Source organism: Paenibacillus sp. MDMC362, from assembly GCF_003269305.1.
Taxonomy (GTDB): domain Bacteria; phylum Bacillota; class Bacilli; order Paenibacillales; family Paenibacillaceae; genus Paenibacillus_AQ.
The window spans coordinates 463,052-485,276 of record NZ_QLYT01000008.1; the positions used below are offsets into that span (position 1 = coordinate 463,052).

The 22,225-nt window shown below is 50.9% G+C and carries 18 protein-coding genes; all 18 read right to left on the bottom strand.

Translation table 11 applies throughout. The features are described from left to right. Positions 1–3: 3 nt before the first annotated feature. Positions 4–909: a UDP-N-acetylmuramate dehydrogenase gene (murB, locus tag DP091_RS04425; protein WP_113057210.1), complete on the bottom strand. Its 906-nt coding sequence runs from the start codon at positions 907–909 to the stop codon at positions 4–6. 158 nt (positions 910–1,067) lie between these two features. Continuing rightward, positions 1,068–2,177 (bottom strand): undecaprenyldiphospho-muramoylpentapeptide beta-N-acetylglucosaminyltransferase, encoded by a 1,110-nt coding sequence (murG, locus tag DP091_RS04430; protein ID WP_113057211.1) that lies wholly within the window; start codon positions 2,175–2,177, stop codon positions 1,068–1,070. A gap of 5 nt (positions 2,178–2,182) precedes the next feature. After that, a complete protein-coding gene (gene spoVE, locus DP091_RS04435; protein WP_071222986.1) occupies positions 2,183–3,280 on the bottom strand; it encodes a stage V sporulation protein E in 1,098 nt (365 codons plus the stop codon). Positions 3,281–3,329: 49 nt separating this feature from the next. After that, complete coding sequence (gene murD, locus DP091_RS04440; RefSeq protein ID WP_113057212.1) at positions 3,330–4,763, bottom strand: UDP-N-acetylmuramoyl-L-alanine--D-glutamate ligase; 1,434 nt, start codon at positions 4,761–4,763, stop codon at positions 3,330–3,332. 3 nt (positions 4,764–4,766) lie between these two features. After that, complete coding sequence (mraY, locus tag DP091_RS04445) at positions 4,767–5,732, bottom strand: phospho-N-acetylmuramoyl-pentapeptide-transferase (protein ID WP_113057213.1); 966 nt, start codon at positions 5,730–5,732, stop codon at positions 4,767–4,769. Between the two features lie 4 nt (positions 5,733–5,736). Beyond that, entirely contained in the window at positions 5,737–7,155 is a 1,419-nt protein-coding gene (locus tag DP091_RS04450; protein WP_113057214.1) for a UDP-N-acetylmuramoyl-tripeptide--D-alanyl-D-alanine ligase, read from the bottom strand. Continuing rightward, entirely contained in the window at positions 7,155–8,639 is a 1,485-nt protein-coding gene (locus tag DP091_RS04455) for a UDP-N-acetylmuramoyl-L-alanyl-D-glutamate--2,6-diaminopimelate ligase (protein WP_113057215.1), read from the bottom strand. Before DP091_RS04455 ends, DP091_RS04450 begins: the two co-directional genes overlap by 1 nt. Before the next feature lie 60 nt (positions 8,640–8,699). Next, positions 8,700–10,643, bottom strand: a complete 1,944-nt coding sequence (locus tag DP091_RS04460; protein ID WP_113057216.1) for a stage V sporulation protein D — start codon at positions 10,641–10,643, stop codon at positions 8,700–8,702. Between the two features lie 86 nt (positions 10,644–10,729). Further along, on the bottom strand, positions 10,730–13,000 hold the full coding sequence (locus DP091_RS04465; protein ID WP_113057217.1) for a penicillin-binding transpeptidase domain-containing protein: 2,271 nt from the start codon (positions 12,998–13,000) through the stop codon (positions 10,730–10,732). Between the two features lie 18 nt (positions 13,001–13,018). Next, complete coding sequence (locus DP091_RS04470; protein ID WP_113057218.1) at positions 13,019–13,432, bottom strand: cell division protein FtsL; 414 nt, start codon at positions 13,430–13,432, stop codon at positions 13,019–13,021. A 33-nt stretch (positions 13,433–13,465) separates the two neighbouring features. After that, positions 13,466–14,419 carry a 16S rRNA (cytosine(1402)-N(4))-methyltransferase RsmH gene (gene rsmH / locus DP091_RS04475; protein WP_113057219.1) on the bottom strand — a complete coding sequence of 318 codons (954 nt, stop codon included), beginning with the start codon at positions 14,417–14,419 and terminating at the stop codon, positions 13,466–13,468. Between the two features lie 76 nt (positions 14,420–14,495). Further along, positions 14,496–14,933, bottom strand: coding sequence for a division/cell wall cluster transcriptional repressor MraZ (mraZ, locus tag DP091_RS04480; RefSeq protein WP_009590832.1), 438 nt, complete (start codon positions 14,931–14,933; stop codon positions 14,496–14,498). Between the two features lie 207 nt (positions 14,934–15,140). Continuing rightward, complete coding sequence (locus tag DP091_RS04485; protein ID WP_113057220.1) at positions 15,141–16,409, bottom strand: adenosylhomocysteinase; 1,269 nt, start codon at positions 16,407–16,409, stop codon at positions 15,141–15,143. Positions 16,410–16,449: 40 nt separating this feature from the next. After that, the gene (gene bshC / locus DP091_RS04490) at positions 16,450–18,081 is read right to left on the bottom strand and encodes a bacillithiol biosynthesis cysteine-adding enzyme BshC (protein ID WP_113057221.1); all 1,632 of its coding nucleotides are present in this window, start codon (positions 18,079–18,081) and stop codon (positions 16,450–16,452) included. Between the two features lie 187 nt (positions 18,082–18,268). Next, a complete protein-coding gene (locus DP091_RS04495) occupies positions 18,269–19,207 on the bottom strand; it encodes an ABC transporter ATP-binding protein (RefSeq protein ID WP_071222975.1) in 939 nt (312 codons plus the stop codon). Continuing rightward, positions 19,204–20,199, bottom strand: a complete 996-nt coding sequence (locus DP091_RS04500; protein ID WP_113057222.1) for an ABC transporter ATP-binding protein — start codon at positions 20,197–20,199, stop codon at positions 19,204–19,206. Before DP091_RS04500 ends, DP091_RS04495 begins: the two co-directional genes overlap by 4 nt. A gap of 13 nt (positions 20,200–20,212) precedes the next feature. After that, positions 20,213–21,163, bottom strand: a complete 951-nt coding sequence (locus tag DP091_RS04505) for an ABC transporter permease (RefSeq protein WP_113057223.1) — start codon at positions 21,161–21,163, stop codon at positions 20,213–20,215. Positions 21,164–21,165: 2 nt separating this feature from the next. Beyond that, positions 21,166–22,098, bottom strand: a complete 933-nt coding sequence (locus DP091_RS04510; protein WP_071222972.1) for an ABC transporter permease — start codon at positions 22,096–22,098, stop codon at positions 21,166–21,168. Positions 22,099–22,225 lie beyond the last annotated feature (127 nt).

Genomic DNA, 22,225 nt, shown 5'->3' on the forward strand with positions numbered 1-22,225 from the left:
AGTTTACCGCTCGCCCAGAACGTACACCTCAGGCACCATATGAATTCCGTTCTTTTCCGAGATGGTTTCCTTAATACGTTCCATCAAAGCGAGCACGTCCTCTGCTGTCGCTTGACCGGTATTCTCAATGAAATTGGCATGCTGTAAAGAAACTTCTGCGCCCCCGATCCGCAGGCCCTTAAGACCGGCAGCCTCGATCAACCTCGCGGCATGATCACCGGGCGGGTTGCGAAAAACACTGCCTGCCGTTGCGGATTGGAGCGGCTGTGTACGCCGGCGACGGTCCTTGTAGGAGGCCATAACAGCTGAAATTTCTTTGCGGTCTCCTTGACGGAGCCCAAATACCGCTTCAGTCACAATCCCTTTTCGTTCATGCAGAATGGAGTGTCGGTAATCAAACGCCATATCTTTCGCAGCATACGTAACCAATTCCCCTGTTTCCAGTACAATGTCAGCGGACTTGAATATGCGTGACACATCAGACCCATGGGCACCTGCATTCATGTAGACGGCCCCTCCGACCGATCCAGGAATGCCTCCGGCAAATTCAAGACCGGATAATCCTTCTTTTCCGGCCAGAACACTGAGCTTGACAAAAGACAGACTGCCGCCTGCAGTTACCGTCTCTCCGTCAAAATGAAGTGCCTCAAATCCCTGGCCCAGCTTGATGACCGCTCCCCGAATGCCTTTATCGGCAACCAACATGTTTGAACCGCGGCCCAATTGTGTCCAAGGTATGTGATGGGCATGGAGAAGGGTGACCAGTTCCCTGAGCTGTTCCTTGTTCTCAGGTATAATCAGGCAATCGGCTGGTCCGCCTATTTTCCACGTCGTATATTTTGCCAGCGGTTCATTCCATAACACTGTTCCGATATTGGCCTCTGATAGTAGCGATTTCCACTGCTGCATTTTAAATAAACCTCCCCTTGACTTTCAAAACCAAAAGGCCATTCCTTCAACTGAATGAAGAGATGGCCGCTGTCAGTAATGCCGGCCTCATGGGTGTGTCACGATTATAGAGTATCTTATGTCAGGCTCCATAGGTGTGTGACAATCGCCCAGCCGATTTAGCGTTTGCCGGTTAACCGGCGGATTTCTTGAACCATAATGGAAGCAGAATCCGGTTTGCCGAGCTTTTTCGCAGCCGCGGACATCGCCTCTCTGGAAGTACGACTGGTCATGATCTCCTCAAGCTTTGCGAACAGCGATTCCGCCGTCAAATCCTTTTCAAGAATCATGCTGGACGCACCCGCTTCCTCCAATTGCCTCGCATTCGCCTCCTGATGGTTATTGGTGACGTTAGGTGAAGGGATAAGTACGGATGGAATGCCAAGGGATGTAATCTCCGCCAGGAATGAAGCTCCCGCACGGTTTACAATCAGCGAAGTAGCCGCAAGCACTTCCGGCATATTATGAACGTATGGCACGATATGAAGTTGATTCGGCATGGTACCGAGCTGGGACAGAATGGATTCCCGCGTGTTCTCAAAATAAGTTTCGCCCGTAACAAACACGAAATGCACGCCCGGCAGTTTCTGTATGAACGGCGCCATCCCGATCATCGCGTTATTGATCGCCTTGGCACCCCGGCTTCCGCCGACGATCAGTACGACCTGGCTGTCCACCGGAATGCCGAGCGTAGCAAATCCACGTTCACGATTGGCGGATAATACCGTTGTCGCACGTGGATTTCCTGTATATACCGTTCTTTTGGCTTTAGGAAAAGAAGACTCCGATCCCTCAAAGCTGACCGCCACCGTATCCGCATAGCGGCTGAGGAACTGGTTGGTGAGGCCGGGAATCGCATTCTGTTCATGAATCATGGTTGGTATTCCGAGCTTGGCCGCTGCATAAACCACCGGACCGCACACATAACCTCCGGTACCGATCACGACATCGGGTTTAAATTCCTTCAACAGGGCCTTCGATCGCTTCACGCCTTTGAAAAAACGCATGATCGTCTTCACGTTCTCCAGAGACAGCTTGCGCCGGAACCCCGTGATATCGATGCTCTCAAACCGCAGCTTCTCCTGGGGTACCAGCTTGCTTTCGAGTCCTCGCTTGCCTCCGATATATAAAAACTCCGTTTTCGGATCTTCCTTTTCACATTGTCTTGCAATGGCAACGGCGGGGTAAATATGCCCCCCCGTTCCGCCGCCGGTCAATACGACACGCATACCCTTCACCTCGCATAACGGGAAATATTTAATAGAATGCCCAGCGCCGTCAGCATCAGCGTCAGTGAGCTGCCTCCGTAACTGATGAGCGGCAGCGTAATCCCTGTCACCGGCATTAAACCGATAACGACACCGATATTGATAACGACCTGTATGGCGACCATGCCCACGATCCCAACAGCCAGCAGACTTCCAAAGCCGTCGGATACCGTCATGGCCACCCTCATGCCCCGCCAGACCAGGGCAGCGAACAAGAGCAATACAATCAAACCGCCAATGAATCCAAGCTCTTCGGCCAAGATCGAGAAAATAAAATCAGTCTGCGGCTCAGGTACATAAGCGTACTTCTGACGACTCATGCCAAGCCCGAGCCCGCCGAGTCCGCCCGGCCCTATGGCATAGAGAGATTGGATGATCTGATAGCCTGCGCCAAGCGGATCGGACCATGGATCGAGAAACCCGGTTATCCGCTTCAGCCGGTAGGGGGCTGTCAGAATCAAGCCAATGAAACCCGCAACCCCGCCTAATGCGAGAAAGCCCAGATGCTTCATCTGTGCCCCTGCGGTAAAAACAATCATCATCGCAGCTCCGAGCATAACGGCACCCGTACCCAAATCAGGCTGCAGCATAATCAATCCGAATGCCAGTCCGATTAAACCAAGCGGCGGCAAAAGCCCCCTGGTAAAAGACGTAATATCATAATCTTGCTTACTGAGCCAGCGTGACAGAAACAGAATCATGCCCAGCTTCATAAACTCGGAGGGTTGAATCCCGAACGAGCTGATGCCGAGCCAGCTTCTGGCCCCGCCGCGAACAACGCCGATCCCTGGAATAAGTACGATAATCAGCATAAAAAAGCAGACCAGCAATGCAAGCTTGCTGTATTTCTTCCAAACCCGATAGTCGGTCCTCGATGTGAAGTACATGGCAGCAAGCCCCAAACAGGCAAAAAACAGCTGACGCTTCACAAAATAAAACTTATCGCCATAGTCATGAAATGCGAGGACGGATCCTGCGCTGTATACCATGACGATTCCGATGGCCAGCAGGGCCAAAATACAGATCAGCAGCCACAGATCGGGCGCCTGGCGGTTCTTGTTCATGGAAAGGCCACCTCGTACATCCTTAGTAGGGGCTTATCCACCCCCCTACTTAAAGGTTATGCACCGCCTCTTTAAAAATGCGTCCTCGATCCTCGAAGGAAGGAAACATGTCCCAGCTCGCACATGCGGGAGATAGTAGAACAATATCCCCGCTCTCTGCGAGCCCGGCAGCCTTCTGGACAGCCGAGGTCAAGGTCGCGGCGGCGTCCTTCCCATTATCGACGAGGAAGATGTCCTTTAATCCGGCTTTGGCTGCAGCCTTCGCGATTTTCTCCTTCGTTTCGCCAAGAAGCACGACGGCTTTTACCCGTCCTTGCAAGGAAGGAATCAATTCCTCATAATCCGACCCGCGGTCAAGCCCGCCTGCGATTAATACGATAGGCTCCTTGAACGAAGTCAATGCCATGTGCGTCGCCTTGGAATTGGTTGCCTTCGAGTTATTGTAATAGGATACGCCCTGCAGTTCGGCAACGTATTCCAGGCGATGCTCAACGCCGCGGAAGCTGGATAAAGCTCCTTCCAGCTTATCGGGGGCAACGCCGGCCGCTATGGCTATCGCACAAGCAGCCAATGCATTCCCTACATTAAATCTTCCGGGCAGTCCGATGTTCTCCACACGGATGATCTCATGCGTAAACCCTTCGCCATCTGTATAGATCAGCGTACGCCCCTGATCGTCGTCGTCCGAGTCCTGGGTACCGGCAACATATGGCGGCATTACGTGAACCCCTTCACGAAGGCTCTCACTCATCGAAAAAGGCACGATGCGCGCCTTGATATACGGAACAAGGTTTCTGCACACGGGATCATCCCAATTGAGCACAGCGGTATCATCTGCAGTCTGATTGGCGAACAGCTTGGCTTTGGATGCAACATAATCATCCATCCCGCCATGGTAATCAAGATGCGTTTCCGCAATGTTGAGAAGGCAGGCAATACGCGGCCTGAACTCCACTGTCCCTTTTAATTGAAAGCTGCTCAGCTCAACGACCATCCAATTGTTTTCCGTTGCTTCTGCTGCAGCCTCGGATAGAGGCGTGCCGATATTTCCGGCTACAATCGGGGAAAGACCAGCGTCTTCCAGCAGCTCGCCGACCCAGGTAGTCGTCGTTGTTTTGCCATTGGAGCCTGTAATGCCGATGATCGGTGCTTCACACAGGTGATAGGCGATTTCAACTTCGGTCACGACAGGAATCTTAAGCTCCAGCGCCTTTTGAACAGGCGGGGCGGAATACGGAATTCCGGGATTTTTGACAAGAAGCGTTACACCGGGATGAATAAGATCATCGGGATGTCCACCGCAAATAACAGAAATACCCAAAGCCTCGAGCTCCGAAGCTTCAGGACACTGTTCTCTTTCCTTTCTGTCGTTCACAATGACGGAGGCTCCGGCTTGATGCAGCACTTTAGCTGCCTGTACCCCGCTCTTGGCCAATCCCAGTACGACGATATGCTTATCCCGATAATCTTCTAGCTGCTTCATATGTTACAACCCCTTGTTGATATAAAGTCCGAGTCCCGCAAGTATCAGTCCCACGGTCCAAAATGTAAAGACGACGCGCCACTCCGACCACCCGGATAATTCATAATGGTGATGGATCGGGCTCATTTTGAATATTCGCTTGCCTCTGGTTTTGAAGGAAACCACCTGAAGCACAACGGATAACATTTCTATGACGAATACCCCGCCAATAATGAGGAACAGCAGCTCGCTCTTGGTTACGATCGCTATGGCGCCAATAGCGCCCCCGATTCCTAAAGACCCTGTATCTCCCATGAACACTTTAGCAGGGTGAGCGTTAAATACCAGAAAACCGAGTACCGCACCGATCATCGCCGCTGCGCAGAATGCCGCCGCGAACGACGTAGACTGGATCGCCACAATGGCATAAGCGCCAAAGGCAATCGCACTGACACCGGACAGCAGACCGTCCACTCCATCGGTAAAATTGACCGCATTGGTGACCGCAAGCATCATGACTACGATAAACGGATAATAGAACCACGGCCCCCAATCAAAGGACCAATCCATACCTGGAACGCTTATCGCGGTGCTATGGCCGTTGGAGATCAGCAGCCAGCACATAATGCCGGAAAACAGAAGCTGTCCAAACAGCTTCTGCCTGGCCGTGAGTCCTAATGATCTGCGAAATACGATCTTAATATAGTCGTCAAGAAAGCCGATCAAACCGAAACCGAGCGTCGCTACGATCATCACATAGAAATCAGTATCGACAGGAGAAAATTTAATATAAGTCAGTGTAAAAGCAAGCAAAATCACAACGCCGCCCATCGTTGGCGTTCCTGCTTTTTTCAAATGGCTCTGCGGACCGTCGTTCCTAACCTGCTGGCCGAACTTCATCCGCCGCAGCAGCGGAATGAGCAGCGGAGCCGATATCACCGCAAGCACAAACGCTACACCGATTGTCAACAACAGCAATTGAAAGTCCATCAGCTCACCCCCTCACTCCGTTGTTGCCGCCAGGCAGGGCCTTCAAGGCGTCAACCACGTGTTCCAGCCTCATGCCGCGCGAGGCTTTCACCAATACGATATCCTTCTCCGTTACCCGCTCCAGCAAGGCTTCGATCAGTTTTTCTTTATCCGTAAACGGAATCACTGTCCCTTCAGGAAAGCGGTCTTTCGCTTTCACAGCCGTGTGAAGGGACAATGGGCCGAAGGTGAACACAAGATCCGCGTTGTCCGGTGATAGGTAATCTCCAATCTCGGCATGGAATTCCTCTTCACGCTGACCAAGTTCCAGCATGTCCCCGAGAACGGCAATTCGCCGGTGGTATCCTTTCATATCACCAAGCACGTCCAATGCCGCCTTGACCGCGGTAGGGCTCGAATTATAAGCGTCGTTCAGCACGGTGACCCCGAATGCGGTCTCCACGGCTTCGATCCGCATGCTCGACAGCTTCAGATTGGCAAACCCGCTGCGAATAGCTTCATCGCCGATTCCCAAATGGGCTGCTACAGCCATCGCCGCAAGCGCGTTGACTACGTTATGACGCCCGAGAAGCGGCAAGCTAAAGCCTTCGCCCGCATGCCGGCTCGAAGTGAAGATGATTCCTCTTGCATGGAACATAAGTCCCGTCGGATAATCGTCATTGGTTTCTTGATTGCCGAACGTAAATGTTCGAAGCCCTTCTGGCTTCACCGTAGTTTCTTCAGCAAGCACCTGGCGGATCAACGGTTCGTCCCCATGGTAGATCAGCAAGCCGCCCGGCTTCATGCCGCTAATAATTTCCAGCTTGGCGCGGGCAATTTCTTCGCGCGAACCGAGCTGAAGCAGATGCGCTTCCCCCACGTTGGTAATCACCGTCATATCCGGACGAGCAATGGTCGAAAGGAGTTCAATCTCGTGACGCCCGCTCATGCCCATCTCAAGCACGACGATATCGGTATCTTCCTTCATTGCCAGTACGGTTAACGGAAGACCGATATGATTGTTGTAATTGCCCTGCGTCTTGTGAACGTTAAACGTGGTTTCAAGCAGTGCGGACACCATGTCCTTCACGGTGGTTTTTCCGTTGCTGCCGGTTATGCCCACCACCTTGGCGCTGCTCTCGGACAAATAGGCCGCCGCAAGCGACTGGAGCGCCGTTAACGTATCCTCCACGAGAATGAGCGGCAGGTCGGGAATCGGTTGATGATCTATCTGCCAGAGCGCGGCGCCGGCTCCGCTGGCTAGCACGCTCTCCGCGAACGCATGCCCGTCAAATTTCTCGCCAACAATCGGAACAAACAAGTTTCCCGGCTGTATGGTTCGGGAGTCGGTACCGACCCCTTGAATGAAAATATTGTCATCTTGGTTACGTGAGAGCGTCCCGCCGCACATGTCGGCGATGCTCTTTAATGATTTATGGATCACTATTGTCTGCCCCTTATCGCGTCTTTGGCTACGATGCGGTCGTCAAAATCTAGCACTTCGCCCGCAATCAGCTGGTAGGTCTCATGACCTTTCCCCGCAATCAATACTACATCGCCCGGGCTTGCCATTTCAATAGCCTTTTCAATCGCTTTCCGGCGATCAACGATGAGCTTGTAGCTTTCGGTTGACACTCCGTCCTCAATCAAGCCGGCTTCGATATCCTTCAGGATCAAATCCGGATCTTCCGTGCGGGGATTGTCGGAAGTCACCAATACAACATCGCTATATTTCGCAGCAATTTTACCCATGATCGGCCGTTTGGTCCGATCCCGGTCGCCGCCGCAGCCGAATACCGTGAGCACCCGGCCCTCAGCGAATTCATTAACGGTACGCAGCACATTTTCGAGTCCGTCCGGCGTATGCGCATAATCCACGATCACGGCGTACGGCTGACCTTCATCCACGACCTCCACGCGGCCGTCAACTCCGGGCACGGACTCCAGGCTGTTCTTGATATTCTCGAGGGGAATTCCTTCAAGAAGCGCGGCAGCGATCGCGGCCATGGCATTATACACGTTGAATTTCCCTACCATTCGAATCGAAATATCCGCACTACCGCGGAAGGTATCCACATGGAACGAGGTGCCTTGAGCGGTGATCGAGATGTTGCTTGCCCGTATATCCGCATCTTTTCCCAAACCATAGGTAATCACTTCCGCCGCCGTCTGCTTGGCAAAATAAGCCGAAGCCTCATCATCCGCGTTCAGGACGGCATATTTTCGAGATGGTTCATCCTTGGCAAAAGCGTTGCCCAGCCGGGAGAAAAATAACCCTTTTGCGCCGCGGTATTCTTCCATCGTATGATGGTAGTCCAGATGATCCTGCGTCAGATTCGTGAATATGGCCGTTCGGAAGTCCGTTCCCTTCACCCGCCCCTGCTCTAGCGCATGCGAGGATACCTCCATCACGCAGCACTCGGTGCCTGCGTTCGCCATATCGTTCAAGTAACGCTGAAGCTCCAGCGCCTCGGGCGTCGTTCTCGGCATCGGGAAGGACCGGCCGTCGTATTTCATCTGAATCGTGCCGATCAATCCTGTCTTCAAGCCGTAATCGTTCATGATCGTCTCGATCAAATACGTTGTCGTAGTCTTGCCGTTCGTTCCGGTTACGCCAATCATCTTCATGCGGGAGCTCGGCTGATTATAAAAGGAGTTCGCCAAACCCGCCATTGCAAAGCGGCTGTCCCTCACGATGACTTGCGGAAGGTCGACCTCAAGCTTTCGCTCAACGACCAATGCCGCAGCGCCTTGGTCAGCGGCCTGGGCTGCAAACTGGTGTCCATCTACCGTATGGCCCGGCAGACAAATGAACAAATCCCCCGCTTTCACTTGTCTCGAGTCTGTTTCAATCCCCGTGATTTCAACTTCTCCGGATCCTTCGATAACAGCAGCCGCCAATACGGATGATAATTGCTTCAATTTCATTGTTATCCCTCTCTCTATATATCTGCATCATCCGCCCTCGCTCCCGAATCGGATGATGCCTTAATGTTCGTGCTTGGTTAACTCGGGGTCTTCGCCCATATAGATCCGAATGGTAGACCCTCGCTCTACCCGGCTTCCCGGCTTCGGCGCCTGGGAAATCACTGTGTTGCCGGTCCCGGACTTGGCCAGCATGAAATTCATATTCAGATCCTCATACAGATCCTGAACCGTAGCTCCGACCAGGTTCGGTACAGTCACGGTTGGTGTCTCACCATACTTGTATTCACGGGCAAGCTGGTCTTTACGCGGCGGAACATTCATATAATGCAGCGCATCCTCCAGGATGTTCTGCACGATTGGAGCAGCCACGACACCGCCGAATTGAATGCCCTTCGGATTATCTACCGCCGTGTACACCACAATCTCAGGATCATCGGCAGGCGCGAATCCGATGAACGATACGATATGCTCGGTCGATGAGTACCGGCCGTTAATAACCTTCTGGGCGGTTCCCGTCTTCCCTCCGACTCGATAGCCGTCGATGAAGGCCGGGCGTCCTGTCCCTTTGGCGACAACACTCTCGAGCGCCTCGCGTACTTGCTTGGATGTTTCCTCCGAGATCACTTGTCTCACAAGCTCCGGCTTGATTTCCTCGACCGTCTCTCCCGTTTCTGGATTGACCCACGCCTTGGCCACATGCGGCTTAAACAATTTGCCGCCGTTAATGGCGGCGGACACTGCAGCAACCTGCTGGATCGGCGTAACCGATACCCCTTGCCCAAATGCCGTTGTCGCCAGTTCAACGGGACCGACGTTGTCGAGTTTGAACAGGATCCCATTCTCTTCCCCATTCAAATCGATGCCCGTCTTTGCCCCGAAGCCAAAATCGCGGATATACTGAAACAGGCTTTCCTTGCCCAGCTTCTGACCTAACGCCACGAAGCCCGGGTTGCAGGAATTCTGGACAACCTCCATGAAGGTCTGACTGCCATGGCCGCCTTTTTTCCAGCAGCGCAGTCTCGCTCCACCGACCTCTACCGCCCCGCTGTCAAAGAAGTGGTCGTTCTTCAGGTCAACCTTGTCCTCTTCAAGGGCAGCGGCAAGCGTAATAATCTTGAACGTAGAGCCTGGTTCATAGGTCATCCAGATCGGCAGGTTGCGGTTGTACGTCTCGGCTGAAAACTCCTGGTAATTGGCAGGAGAATACCCGGGTCTGCTGGCCATTGCCAAAATCTCGCCCGTCTTGGGGTTCATGGCAATCGACCAAGCCCCATTCGCCTGATATTTCACCATGGCTTGATCAAGCTCCCGCTCCATTATGGACTGAATCGATTTATCGATCGTCAGCTCCAGATTCAGACCGTCTCGGGGCTCTACGTATTTCTCCGAGGAGCCCGGCATGATTCTCCCGCCTGCATCCGACAGATAGGATATTCCGCCTTCGAAGCCCTTCAGCTTGTCGTCATGCATGGCTTCCAAGCCGGTAAGTCCCTGACTGTAGGCCCCCGTGAACCCCAAAATATGGGCTGCGAGATCGCCATAGGGATAATACCGTTTGTTATCCTCAGCAACAACGATACCCGGCAGCTTCAAATCACGAATTTCCTGAGCCAGCTCCATCGTAATTTTTCGTCCACCGGGATTTATCCGTTCCAACCTCGAACGTTTCGTAATGATTTTCTTGATATCGGCTTTGTCCATGTTGATAAGCCCGGCCAAGGTTTCGGCCGTATGGTCCGGATCTTTGATTTGTACAGGAATCGCCCAAATGGTCGGTGTCGTTATATTCGTAACCAATGCGGTTCCGTTACGATCCAAAATCTCACCACGCTGTGCCGCAAACGGTATGTCGCGGCGCCAGAGATCCTCCGCCTTCGCCGACAGCTCCGCGCCTTTCCCAATCTGCACATAAGCCAGTCTGATAATTAGTGCTGAGAACAGCAGGAGCAGCAGCAGCAGGCTCCAGAGCAGCCTTCTCCGCTGCGATACCTTGGATACTTTCACCTAAGCTTCCCTCCCTGTTTGAACCCGAAAGCTCATGATATGCGTTCTTCACATGAGTATTCGGGACAAACCCGGGTTAGAACAAGCTATTCCCCTTCGGTCTTGCCTGTTGCTTCTGTTTCCTCATCGGTGGATTCATCTTCGCTGGTTTCCTCGCTGCCATTGGATGATGTTTCATCAGAGCCGCTGCTTCCCGTGATCAACTCTTGTGCCGATTTCAGCGTTAACTGCACAATTCGCTGACCATTCTCCTTGGCTTCCAATTGGGAAACAACGTAGCCTTCGCCCTGAACATTAACCTTTACTTTCATCAAGGTGAGCACTTCCATGGCGTCCCTAAGCGATTCACCCTCTAAATTCGGGATTTTCATCGTTGGACTATCCTCTGTAAGAAGATAAATCCGTTGACCTGCACTAATGATCGCATTGGCAGGCGGGTATTGCTCCTTCACCGTGTTTCCGTTGCCCAAGGTCTCAAACGCCACTCCATCCTTCAGCAGCTTGGCTTTTACGTCACTCAGCTTCAACCCCGTAAAATCCGGTGCTTTCAGGGAATCCTTCAGCGTCGTTTCTGAATTCGACTGTTCTTTATCCTGCTTTGCATTCGATTTGGGAACGCCCCAATAATTCAATGTCTTGGACACAATTTCTTTAAAAATAGGTGCCGCCAACGCACCGCCGCCTTTTTCAACGTTCGGTTCATCGATAATGACCAGCACGGCTATTTTCGGATTCTCGACGGGAGCGTACCCGATGAATGAAACCACTTGTTTCGTACGGTCTTTATATCCGCCGCCGGATTTTATCGCGGTACCGGTTTTGCCCGCAACCCGGTAGCCTTCAATATACGCATTCTTACCTGTACCATTTACTTGGTCAGCTACAACTTGCTCAAGGTAAGTCCCCGTTTCTCTTGCGGCTTCAGGAGATATGACCTGACGTACGACTTTCGGTTGGATTTCCTCAACCTTGCCCGTGTTGGGGTCTTCGATCTGCTTGACCATATGAGGCTGCATGAGCTTTCCTCCGTTGGCAACGGCTGAAATGGCAGCAATCTGTTGAATAGGCGTTACGGATACGGCGTAACCGTAGGTCATGGTTGAAATATCGGAGTCATAAGTCATATTCAAGGTACCGAGAATTTCCCCGGGAAGATCAATTTCCGTTTTCTGCGTAAACCCAAAATCCCGAATATAGTTGGTAAATCGCTCCTTGCCGAGCATTTCGTATCCCAGTTTTACAAATGCCACGTTACTCGACCTTTTCACGCCTTCGAGGTAGGTAATAGGGCCCCAGCCTACGCTGTTAATGTCCCGGTGGGTTCTTCCACCCGCTCTTATCGATCCGGATTGATAAATAGCACCAGGGCTAAACAGCTTTTCCTGCACCGCGCTGGCCAGCGTAACAATTTTGAAAGTTGATCCCGGCTCATAGATGGACCGCACGGCATGATTGATGAAATTCTTTTGATTCCATTCCGAGTATGTATTGGGATCAAAAGTCGGCATATTGGCCATCCCCAGTATTTCCATCGTGTTCGGATCCGCTGCGATTACCGTCATACTGATTGGTTTATATTGGTTATACGTGTCGCGCATCGCTTCCTCGATATAATACTGGATTGTATCGTCTGTCGTCAGTACTAAATTTTTCCCATTTATTGCAGGCTGGTATAAATCGTCTTCACTCGGGAGCTTGACCCCTTTCTTATCACTCTTGTACGAAGCGAATCCGTCGGTTCCCTTAAGGATCTCGTCATATCGTTGCTCAATGCCCCCGATACCCTTGCCCTGACGATCGGTATATCCCAAGATATGTGCAGCCACTGTCTTTTGTGGATAAAATCGTTTTGACTCTCGCTGAAAGCCGATGCCCGAATCGGGTACTTTGCCGATTGCCTTTAATTTTTGATTTAAACTTTCACTAAACGCTTTAACCTCTTCCATCTTCTCCTGGTCGATCTTCCATCCCTCGCTGCGGACTTCGCGGCCCTTGAGGTATTCGCCCTTATCGTCTTTAGCTTTAACCAGCTCTCGGAGTTCGTCCTCATCCTTGTCGAGAATCTCATGCAGTCCTTTAACGACCTCGTTCTCCATGCCGTTCGCCTGAATGACCGCAGGATTCACAATGACCGTAAAGGCAGGCGCATCCATGGCAAGAATATCGCCGTCCCGATCCGTAATCGTCCCTCGCGTGGCCGGAAGATCCTGTTTACGCGACCATTTCGATAAAGCTTGTTCTTTCCAGAAGTCGTTATCGATCACCTGCAGCCAAAACACCCGACCAATCAATAAAGCAAAAAAGAGGGTTATACATCCCCCTATTAGCACGGTACGCAGTTTGATTTTTTTTATCATCGGTCAAAACCTCACACTTCAATCATTTTGTCCCGAGTCCGAATTCTGTGTCTCGGATGACCCCGAGACGGGTGATAGGTGGATCATATTGCTGTCATCAATAGGCACATAACCCAGCTCTTTCGCCTTGTCCAATATTTGCGTTTCCAGCGTTTGCTTTTCCACCTGAAGCTGATTGATACTTCGTTTAGCTTCGACTATGTTATTCTCCGTCGACTGGATTTGCCGATTCAGATCATAGGAATGAACATGGCTCATGCCAATGACGCCCATGACGGCAACCACAAACACCACGGACAACAAATACAGCAGCTTTTCCTTTTGTGGAAGCTGGGAACGACGCTTGACAACTTTTGTCTTCTCGAGATAAGCGGACTGCTGCGTTTCCTTCTGTCTCTCCTGTACGGCTAAATTGCCGCGCGTGTAAGCCATGGCTGATTCTCCTTCTTCAGGGATTTGATGTTTCTACAGTTTCTCCGCAATCCGCAGCTTCGCCGAACGCGCCCTTGGATTACTTTCAATCTCTTCCGCAGAAGGGATAAGCGGTTTGCGATTTACCAACTTCAAATCACCTTGGCCGCCTCCGCATACACACATCGGAAAATCTGGAGGGCACGTACACTTGGGAATGTAACTGTTTAAAATCTGTTTGCATATCCGGTCTTCGAGCGAGTGAAACGTGATTACCGAGACTCTTCCACCTGGTGCAAGACATCGCACGGCCTGGTGAAGCGCGTCTTTGAATGCGCCAAGCTCATCATTGACCGCAATACGAAACGCCTGAAAACTTCGTTTGGCCGGGTGGCCGCCCGTTCTCCGAGCTGCGGCCGGAATCCCTTCCTTAATCATCTCGACAAGCTCGCCTGTTGTCTGAATAGGGCTCTGTGCCCTTCTTTCAACAATGACTTTGGCAATCCGCCTTGAAAATTTCTCTTCGCCGTATTCATACAATATTCGCGCAATTTCCTGTTCCGGCCATTCGTTTACGATTTTGGCTGCGGTGAGCTCGGCGGATTGATCCATCCGCATATCCAGCGGGGCATCATGATTGTAACTGAACCCCCTCTCCCCTTCATCAAACTGCGGAGAAGATACGCCCAAATCGAACAGTATACCGTCAACTTGCGGCTGCCCGTTCTCGTCAACCTCCACTTCGTTTCGGAGCACCTCCTCCAAATCGCGAAAATTGGTTTTGACGAGCGTGATCCGGTCCACATACGGCTTCATGACTTCCCGGGCGTTATTCAGTGCCCAGTCGTCCTGATCCAACGCGATTAACCGACCTTTCGAACTTAGTTGGGAAGCAATCAGCGAGCTGTGCCCTGCTCCCCCGAGCGTACAGTCAACATATATACCGTCTGGTTTGATGCGCAGCCCTTCTGTCGCTTCTTGCTTAAGCACTGTGATGTGATGGAACAAAGCTGCAGCCCTCCATTGTGTCTCATTCATGATTTTAAGTGTAACTTGTCCATTTCAATACGATGTTCCCAGCTGGTTATAAATCAAAGTCAAAATCCACCAGCTTCTCAGCAATGTCATTGAATGCTTCCTCCGACTGCTGATAGTAATTCTGCCACTGCTCCTTGCTCCAGATCTCCACTCGGCTCGATACGCCGATGACGACGCATTCCTTCTCGAGCTTGGCGAACTCGCGCAAATTGCCCGGCAAATTTACCCTTCCCTGTTTATCCCATTCACATTCCGTCGCCCCGGAGAAAAAAAACCGGGTGAATGCGCGTGCATCCGACTTCATGAGCGGCAGGGATTTGAGCTTCTGTTCCATGATGGCCCATTCATCTTTGGGGTATACAAAGAGGCAATTGTCCAATCCGCGGGTTACGATAAAAGAGGTGCCCAGGAGGTCGCGAAACTTAGCAGGGATAATGATTCTCCCCTTATCGTCGATGCTATGTTGAAACTCCCCCATAAACATCAGGCACTCCACCCCTTAACCCCGATTCCCCACTTTGCACCACTTTCCACCACTTTAGGATAATAGATTCGGCGTCAAGAATCAAATACCTTCTAACGAGCATTTGTTTTTTTGGAACTTTCTCTCAGAACATTCGCACAAAAAACCTCCTTTCATCCCGCTCGGGGATGGAAAGGAGGTTTGCAAATGATCTAAAGCTGCTGCTGTTTAGTGCTGAGCCCAGCTGTCCAAGTAAGACTTCTGCTCAGCGCTCAGGCTGTCGATTGTAATCCCTAGACTTTCCAATTTATATAAGGCAACCTGTTCATCCAATTCGTAAGGAACATTTACAACGCGGTTACCGATATTCTCGTACTGATCATTCACATGTTTGAGCGACAGTGCCTGGAGCGCAAACGTCATATCCATAATTTCCGCCGGATGTCCGTCACCTGCCGCCAGATTCACCAAACGGCCTTCGGCAAGCAAATAAATCTTACGGCCATCTTTCAGGTGATATTCTTCGATATTCCGCCGAACCGTCCGAACCGATTGAGACCGTTCTGACAAATCCGGTTTATTGACTTCCACATCGAAGTGACCGGCGTTGGATAAGATGGCTCCGTCCTTCATGACATCAAAGTCTTCCCCGCTGATGACATCGCGGTTACCCGTGACGGTTACAAAGAAGTCTCCCAATTTGGCCGCTTCACGCATTGGCATAACGCGGAAGCCGTCCATATAAGCCTCAACGGCCTTAATCGCATCAATCTCGGTCACGATAACGTTGGCACCAAGACCTTTGGCACGCATGGCCACGCCCTTGCCGCACCAGCCATACCCTACGACAACAACCGTCTTGCCTGCAACCACCAGGTTGGTCGTCCGGTTAATTCCGTCCCAGACCGATTGTCCTGTACCGTAACGGTTATCAAACAAGTATTTGCAGTATGCATCATTCACGGCAACCATCGGGAATTTCAGAGAGCCTTCTTTCTCCAAAGATTTCAGGCGCAGGATGCCCGTGGTTGTCTCTTCCGCTCCGCCCCGAATTCCTTCAAGGAGATCGGTACGCTCGGAGTGCAGGATCGTAACGAGATCCCCGCCATCGTCGATGATCAGATCCGGTCTGGTCTCCAGTGTCGAAATGAGATGCTGCTTGTATTCCTTAGGATCCGGATTATACTTGGCGAACACCGTGATCCCGTCTTCCACCAATGCGGCACATACATCATCTTGCGTTGACAGCGGATTACTGCCCGTAATGGTCACCTCAGCGCCGCCGGCCTGAATGACTTTTGCCAGATAAGCGGTCTTGGCTTCCAGATGCAACGAGATGGCGACTTTTAACCCTTTGAATGGCTGTTCTTTCTCGAATTGTTCACGCACCCGGTTCAATACCGGCATATGCGCCTGGACCCAATCAATTTTCAAATGACCTTCCGGTGCCAGTTTCAAGTCGGTAATATTGCTGGTTTGTATGGATGATGAGCTCATTTAACGGCCTCCTATGATCTGATGTTTGAATTCCTGATCGTTATACGTAAACGACCCTGTGAATGCCCGAAGCAGCGTATGGGATTTCCATCAGGCGATCCACCAGATTCAATCCATAACGATTCATGTATTCCAGGATGTTGTATACCCTCTCCTGAGGTTTCCCTTCCGGCAACAACGTCTGTTCAATGCGCCTCCACTGTGCCAGCGCGGCCTCATGCTGCTGTTCCAAGGCATTCCGGGATTTACTTAACAGGTAATCCATCTGCTCCAATATTTTATCTTTATTGGTTAGACCTAATTTTAACAGTCCACTTTGCATTTTGCCAAGATCTTCTATTAAAGGCCGATATAATGCTTCAAATTGTTCCCGGGTTTGACTGAATCGTGCTTCCAAATTCAGCTCGTCTTGGCTGGCAAGCCAAGCCTCACGCTTCTCAGACAAGCGAAGCTGGACATCCTCGAAGGACAGTCCGTATTTCTCCATCAGCTTATGGACGGTTCCATCTACGATGGAGAATGACATTCTTGGGATGATCAGCGGCATCTGCAAACCCAAGTCGGAGAATGCATAACGCGTAATCGCCCAGTAGGAAATCTCGCCTGGACCGAGTATCGTCCCGAGCACGGGCAGCAGCGAATCCTGCATGATTGGACGGGTCAACACATTGTTGCTGAAGCGTTCAGGGTGCTGATGCAAATCTCGAAGCAGTTCATCTTCCGTCAGCGAAACGATGCCTTTCCGGTCTGAAAATACACATCCTTCCCGGTAAAGCAGCAAGCGTCTGCCTTCATGCAAGTAGAACAAGTTAGCCCCATTCTCGGATACATCGGCCTGGACTTCGTAACCCCGACCCGCGATATCCCTCGCAGCCTGCTGGTACGAAAGTCCCATTTGTTCGTTGCGGGTAATCAAAGATTCGAAGATGGGTACTTCCAACGCCCGAAGTCCCGGGTCTGCCGAATCCAGGAGGATCAGCCCATATTTGCCGAACATATAGCTGAGCAGTTTAGCGAATGCCTCGCTGAGCCCCGCCGAACCGTTCAGCGATTCCTTCGCCATCATCAGCAGATCTGCCTTATATTCGCTGTCTGCCAATTGAATCTGAAGCTCTGCCAGCATTGCATTCCAATCTTCCTCAGCAACGTCAGTATAACTAACTGACGTCCTGAGTGCGTCCTTGGCATCAAGCTTGATCTTGGAAAGCTGCAGATCCTGATTCAGGAAGTACGTATGATTCACTTCATCCCAATCATGATCCTCCCCGGCGATCCAAAATACAGGCACGACAGGACGTTTTAAGCGCTCTTCCGCCTCGCGAGCCGCTTGGATAACGGTAATTGCTTTATATATGACAAGCAGAGGTCCAGTGAACAAACCGCTTTGTTGTCCGCCAACCATCGTAACCGTTCCTGGCTGCTCCAGAAGTTGGAGTGATTTATGTACAGCGGGGTGATCATTGTGTTTCTTATTGAACGTCCGAAGACAATCTGCCAGCGCTTTACGCTGAACTCGTTTGTCTTCGGAATGATCCAGCCATTGTACCCGCTCTGCAAAGCTGTTCTCGCCGCGGTAATCTTCACCGTAGAACCCGCTTACCCGGTCGAAATGATGAATATAATCCTGAGCGAGACGCGAAGCGAGGGATAATGGTTCCGGAACGATATTCATGAGGTATGCCTCCTATTCTACGTCGCAACCAAATCTAGATTGTGCTTAAATTTAATTTCTTCTATATTATTGCGCCTTCCTTGATTGTACCGAATGTTGGCATTCTGCGTCAAAGGAAAAGAATAGCCGCCGGCACGATGCCAGCGGCTATTCTTGAAGGTGCTTCCTCATACTGAGGTCCGTTTATTCAAGCGTAGGCTTTTGCAACCCAGTGTCCTTTGGACACTTCAACCAATTCGGAATCCTTCACGTCCAGTTGAACCGTTCCGTCTTCGCCTTTGGCAGCTGAAATCGGCCCCTGCATATCATCTTCCAGTTTGAGCCGCTTTTTGTTTGCCTCAATTTCCGGGTCCGGAATCGGAATCGCGGACAACAAGGTTTTGGTGTAAGGATGGATCGGATTGGCATACAGTTCTTCACTGTCTGCCAGCTCCACCATTTTACCCAAATACATAACCGCTACCCGATCACTGATATGCTTAACCATGGACAGGTCATGCGCAATGAAGAGATAGGTTAAGCCAAGTCGGTCCTGCAAATCTTTAAGCAGGTTAACAACCTGCGCCTGAATCGAAACGTCAAGCGCTGAGATCGGCTCGTCACAGATGATGAATTTAGGATTTACCGCGAGAGCGCGGGCAATCCCGATCCGTTGACGCTGACCGCCCGAGAATTCATGAGGGTAGCGCGTCGAATGGTCACTATTCAAGCCGACCATATCCAGCAGCTCCTCAATCCGCTTCTTGCGTTCGGCGCGGCTGCCGGCCATACCGTGAATATCCAAAGCTTCCCCGATAATATCCGACACCGTGAATCTTGGGTTCAGCGAGGCATACGGATCCTGGAAGATCATCTGCATATCGCGGCGCATCGCCTTCATTTTGCCCGGAGACAGCTTGTAAATATCCGTTCCGTTAAAATTAACGCTCCCGGCCGTAGGTTCATAAAGGCGGAGAATCGTCCGTCCTGCAGTGGATTTACCGCAACCCGACTCTCCCACCATGCCAAGCGTTTCGCCTTCACGGATAAAGAAATTCAGATCGTCAACCGCTTTAAGAACCTGGCCTTTGCCCACGTTAAAATACTTCTTCAGGCCTTTTACCTCAATCAAGTGGTTATCCTTCATGAACCTTGCGCCTCCTTCGCCATCGGATGCAGATTCCAGCAGCGCGCCATATGCGTGTCGCTGAATTCCGTTGCGCCCGGATCCATCCGTTCACAAATTCGCATAGCCTCGTCACAGCGAGCAGCGAATGGACAGCCTACAGGTGGTTTAATCAGATCCGGCGGTGTTCCGATAATCGGAATGAGCGGTTCGTCTTTCTTCTGATCCAGACGCGGCATGGAACGAAGCAAACCTTTGGTGTAAGGGTGCTGCGGATTTTTGAAAATCTCCCATTTCGTTCCCGTTTCCACCACTTCACCTGCATACATGACGATGACACGGTCACACATGCCGGCAACAACGCCGAGGTCATGCGTAATCAGAATGATCGATGTGCCCAAACGTTCCTGCATTTCCTTCATAACGTCCATAATCTGTGCCTGAATGGTCACGTCGAGTGCCGTTGTCGGTTCGTCCGCAATCAGCAGGGTCGGCTTACATGCAAGCGCAATGGCGATCATCGCACGCTGACGCATACCGCCGGAGAACTCATGCGGATACTGATTGAAGCGCTCCTCCGCATTTTTGATGCCTACCAGCTTCAGCATTTCTATAGCGTGTTTTTTGGCTTCGGAGAAAGACATCCCCTGGTGCTTGATCAGCACCTCCGTGATTTGTTTGCCTATTCTAATGGTGGGATTCAGCGACGTCATCGGATCCTGAAAGATCATCCCGATATCCTTGCCCCGAATCGCTTCCATCTGTTTATTCGTTTTTTTGAGAAGGTCTTGTCCTTGGAAAATGACCTCACCCTTTTTTATTTCTGAGGGCGGGGACGGAATCAATCGCATAATGGTCTGGGCAGTAACACTTTTACCGCTTCCGGACTCACCGACGATGGCAACCGTCTCCCCCTTGCCGACTTCAAAATTCATGCCGCGGACTGCCTTTACTTCACCGCCGCGAACACGAAACGATACGTTGAGGTCCTTCACCTGCAAGATCGGTTCCATACCTTCCCACCTCCTATTTTTTCAATTTCGGATCAAGCGCATCACGCAATCCATCACCGAAAATGTTAAATGCTAACATCGTCAAGCTGATAAATAGAGCAGGGAACAACATCCGCCATGGATAGTACATCCATCCGGACAGGGCATCATTAATCATGGAGCCCCAAGAAGCAACAGGTGCTTGAACTCCAAGACCCAGGAAGCTCAGGAATGCCTCGGCAAAGATCGCGCTTGGAACCGACAGGGTCAAGGTAACGATAATCGGACCCATCGCATTCGGAATCAAATGCCGGAACAACAGGCGAGCGGTTCCCGCTCCCATCGAACGTGAGGCGAGGACATATTCTCTGCTCTTCAGCTGCATAATCTCGCCCCGGACAATCCAGGACATGTTAATCCACCCGGTGATGGTTAAGGCGAGTATGATCGTTCCTAAACTTGGTTCGAATACAACCAGCAGCAAAATCGTAACGAGCAGATACGGAATGGAATACAAAATTTCTGCAAACTTATTCATGAACTCATCGACGCGGCCACCGAAATAACCCATGATGCCACCATATATTACACCAATCATCAAGTCAATCGCAGCTGCTGCAAGACCAACGGTCAAGGATATCCGAGCTCCCATCCAGGTACGAACAAAAACGTCGCGGCCCAGATCGTCGGTTCCAAACCAATGTTCTGATGAAGGCGGCATATTCGTATTCATCAAATCATTCGTTTCATAATCATAGTTCGAGATCATCGGACCGACAATGGCCATGATGACAATCAGGATCATAATAACCAAGCCCGTCATAGCAAGCTTGTTCTTGCGCAATCTTTCCCAGGAATCTCTCCAGGAGGACAAACTTTCACGCTGTATTACTTCGGATTGTTTCTCATCAGGACCAATTTTCTGAAAGTCTTCGGGCTTTAAGTTTAGTGCCGCAGGATGAGGCATACTTTGTTCTTTCTCCATGTCTACCTCTCCTTTCCGCCGGTCAATTTAATGCGCGGATCCACAAATACATATACGATATCTGTAACGAAACGCGCCAGCATCAGCAAGATGCCGTAGAAAATGGTAATCCCCATAATGACTGTGTAATCGCGGTTTGTGATACTTTCAACAAACTGCTTGCCAATGCCGCCAATGCCGAAGATCTGTTCAATAACGACCGAACCGGTAATGATGTTCGCTGTCATTGGACCGACGTACGTTACGACTGGCAAGATGCCGTTACGGATGACGTGACGGAACATAATGGCGAACCAGTTGAGACCCTTAGCCTTAGCCGTCTTGATATAATCCGAATGCAGAACTTCCAGCATGCTGGATCGCGTTAATCGTGCGATAAATGCAATCGGTTGAGCTGACAGGGCCATAACAGGAAGCACGTAGTCGAGCGGTCCTTCAAAGCCCATAACGTTGAAAATGCCCGCTTTCTCTGCGAGAACGTATTGCAACAATGACGCAAGTACGAAACTCGGTACTGCGATGCCGAGAACCGAGATAATCATGGCGATGTTGTCAATCAGCTTGCGGTGATACAGCGCTGCAAGCATCCCTAGCAGCACACCCACGATTACGGACACAACGATCGCGATAAGACCCAATCGGAGTGAAGGGCCAAATGTGTCAACAATAATATCAGTGACGGACTGTCCTTGTTTCTTCATAGACAAACCAAAGTCACCCTGAACGATATTGCCTAAGTATTTCGTATATTGCTGAAATACCGGTTTATCTAAATCATACTGCTCCATCAGCCTCGCCAAAATTTCAGGCGATGGCTTTTTCTCTCCCATAAACGGATCTCCCGGTATGGCTTTCATAAGAAAAAAAGTGGCTGAGATCAGTATGAACAACGATACAAGCATGTAAAAAAACTTACTCGCCACATACCTCAGCATTTCGCTAGCCTCCTGATCAGTTGTTCTAAACCAAGCCGTCTATATAATTGTAGTATTCTAGAACGGACATGGCATCCCTTAACTTTCACCAACGGACACAAGATTTGGAAACCTTGTGCTCATACAA

Coding starts and splice junctions, on each gene's coding strand:
- murB (WP_113057210.1), bottom strand. CDS start 909: ATGCAGCAGTGGAAATCGCTACTATCAGAGGCCAATATCGGAACAGTG.
- murG (WP_113057211.1), bottom strand. CDS start 2,177: ATGCGTGTCGTATTGACCGGCGGCGGAACGGGGGGGCATATTTACCCC.
- spoVE (WP_071222986.1), bottom strand. CDS start 3,280: ATGAACAAGAACCGCCAGGCGCCCGATCTGTGGCTGCTGATCTGTATT.
- murD (WP_113057212.1), bottom strand. CDS start 4,763: ATGAAGCAGCTAGAAGATTATCGGGATAAGCATATCGTCGTACTGGGA.
- mraY (WP_113057213.1), bottom strand. CDS start 5,732: ATGGACTTTCAATTGCTGTTGTTGACAATCGGTGTAGCGTTTGTGCTT.
- DP091_RS04455 (WP_113057215.1), bottom strand. CDS start 8,639: ATGAAATTGAAGCAATTATCATCCGTATTGGCGGCTGCTGTTATCGAA.
- DP091_RS04465 (WP_113057217.1), bottom strand. CDS start 13,000: ATGATAAAAAAAATCAAACTGCGTACCGTGCTAATAGGGGGATGTATA.
- DP091_RS04470 (WP_113057218.1), bottom strand. CDS start 13,432: ATGGCTTACACGCGCGGCAATTTAGCCGTACAGGAGAGACAGAAGGAA.
- mraZ (WP_009590832.1), bottom strand. CDS start 14,933: ATGTTTATGGGGGAGTTTCAACATAGCATCGACGATAAGGGGAGAATC.
- DP091_RS04485 (WP_113057220.1), bottom strand. CDS start 16,409: ATGAGCTCATCATCCATACAAACCAGCAATATTACCGACTTGAAACTG.
- bshC (WP_113057221.1), bottom strand. CDS start 18,081: ATGAATATCGTTCCGGAACCATTATCCCTCGCTTCGCGTCTCGCTCAG.
- DP091_RS04495 (WP_071222975.1), bottom strand. CDS start 19,207: ATGAAGGATAACCACTTGATTGAGGTAAAAGGCCTGAAGAAGTATTTT.
- DP091_RS04500 (WP_113057222.1), bottom strand. CDS start 20,199: ATGGAACCGATCTTGCAGGTGAAGGACCTCAACGTATCGTTTCGTGTT.
- DP091_RS04505 (WP_113057223.1), bottom strand. CDS start 21,163: ATGGAGAAAGAACAAAGTATGCCTCATCCTGCGGCACTAAACTTAAAG.
- DP091_RS04510 (WP_071222972.1), bottom strand. CDS start 22,098: ATGCTGAGGTATGTGGCGAGTAAGTTTTTTTACATGCTTGTATCGTTG.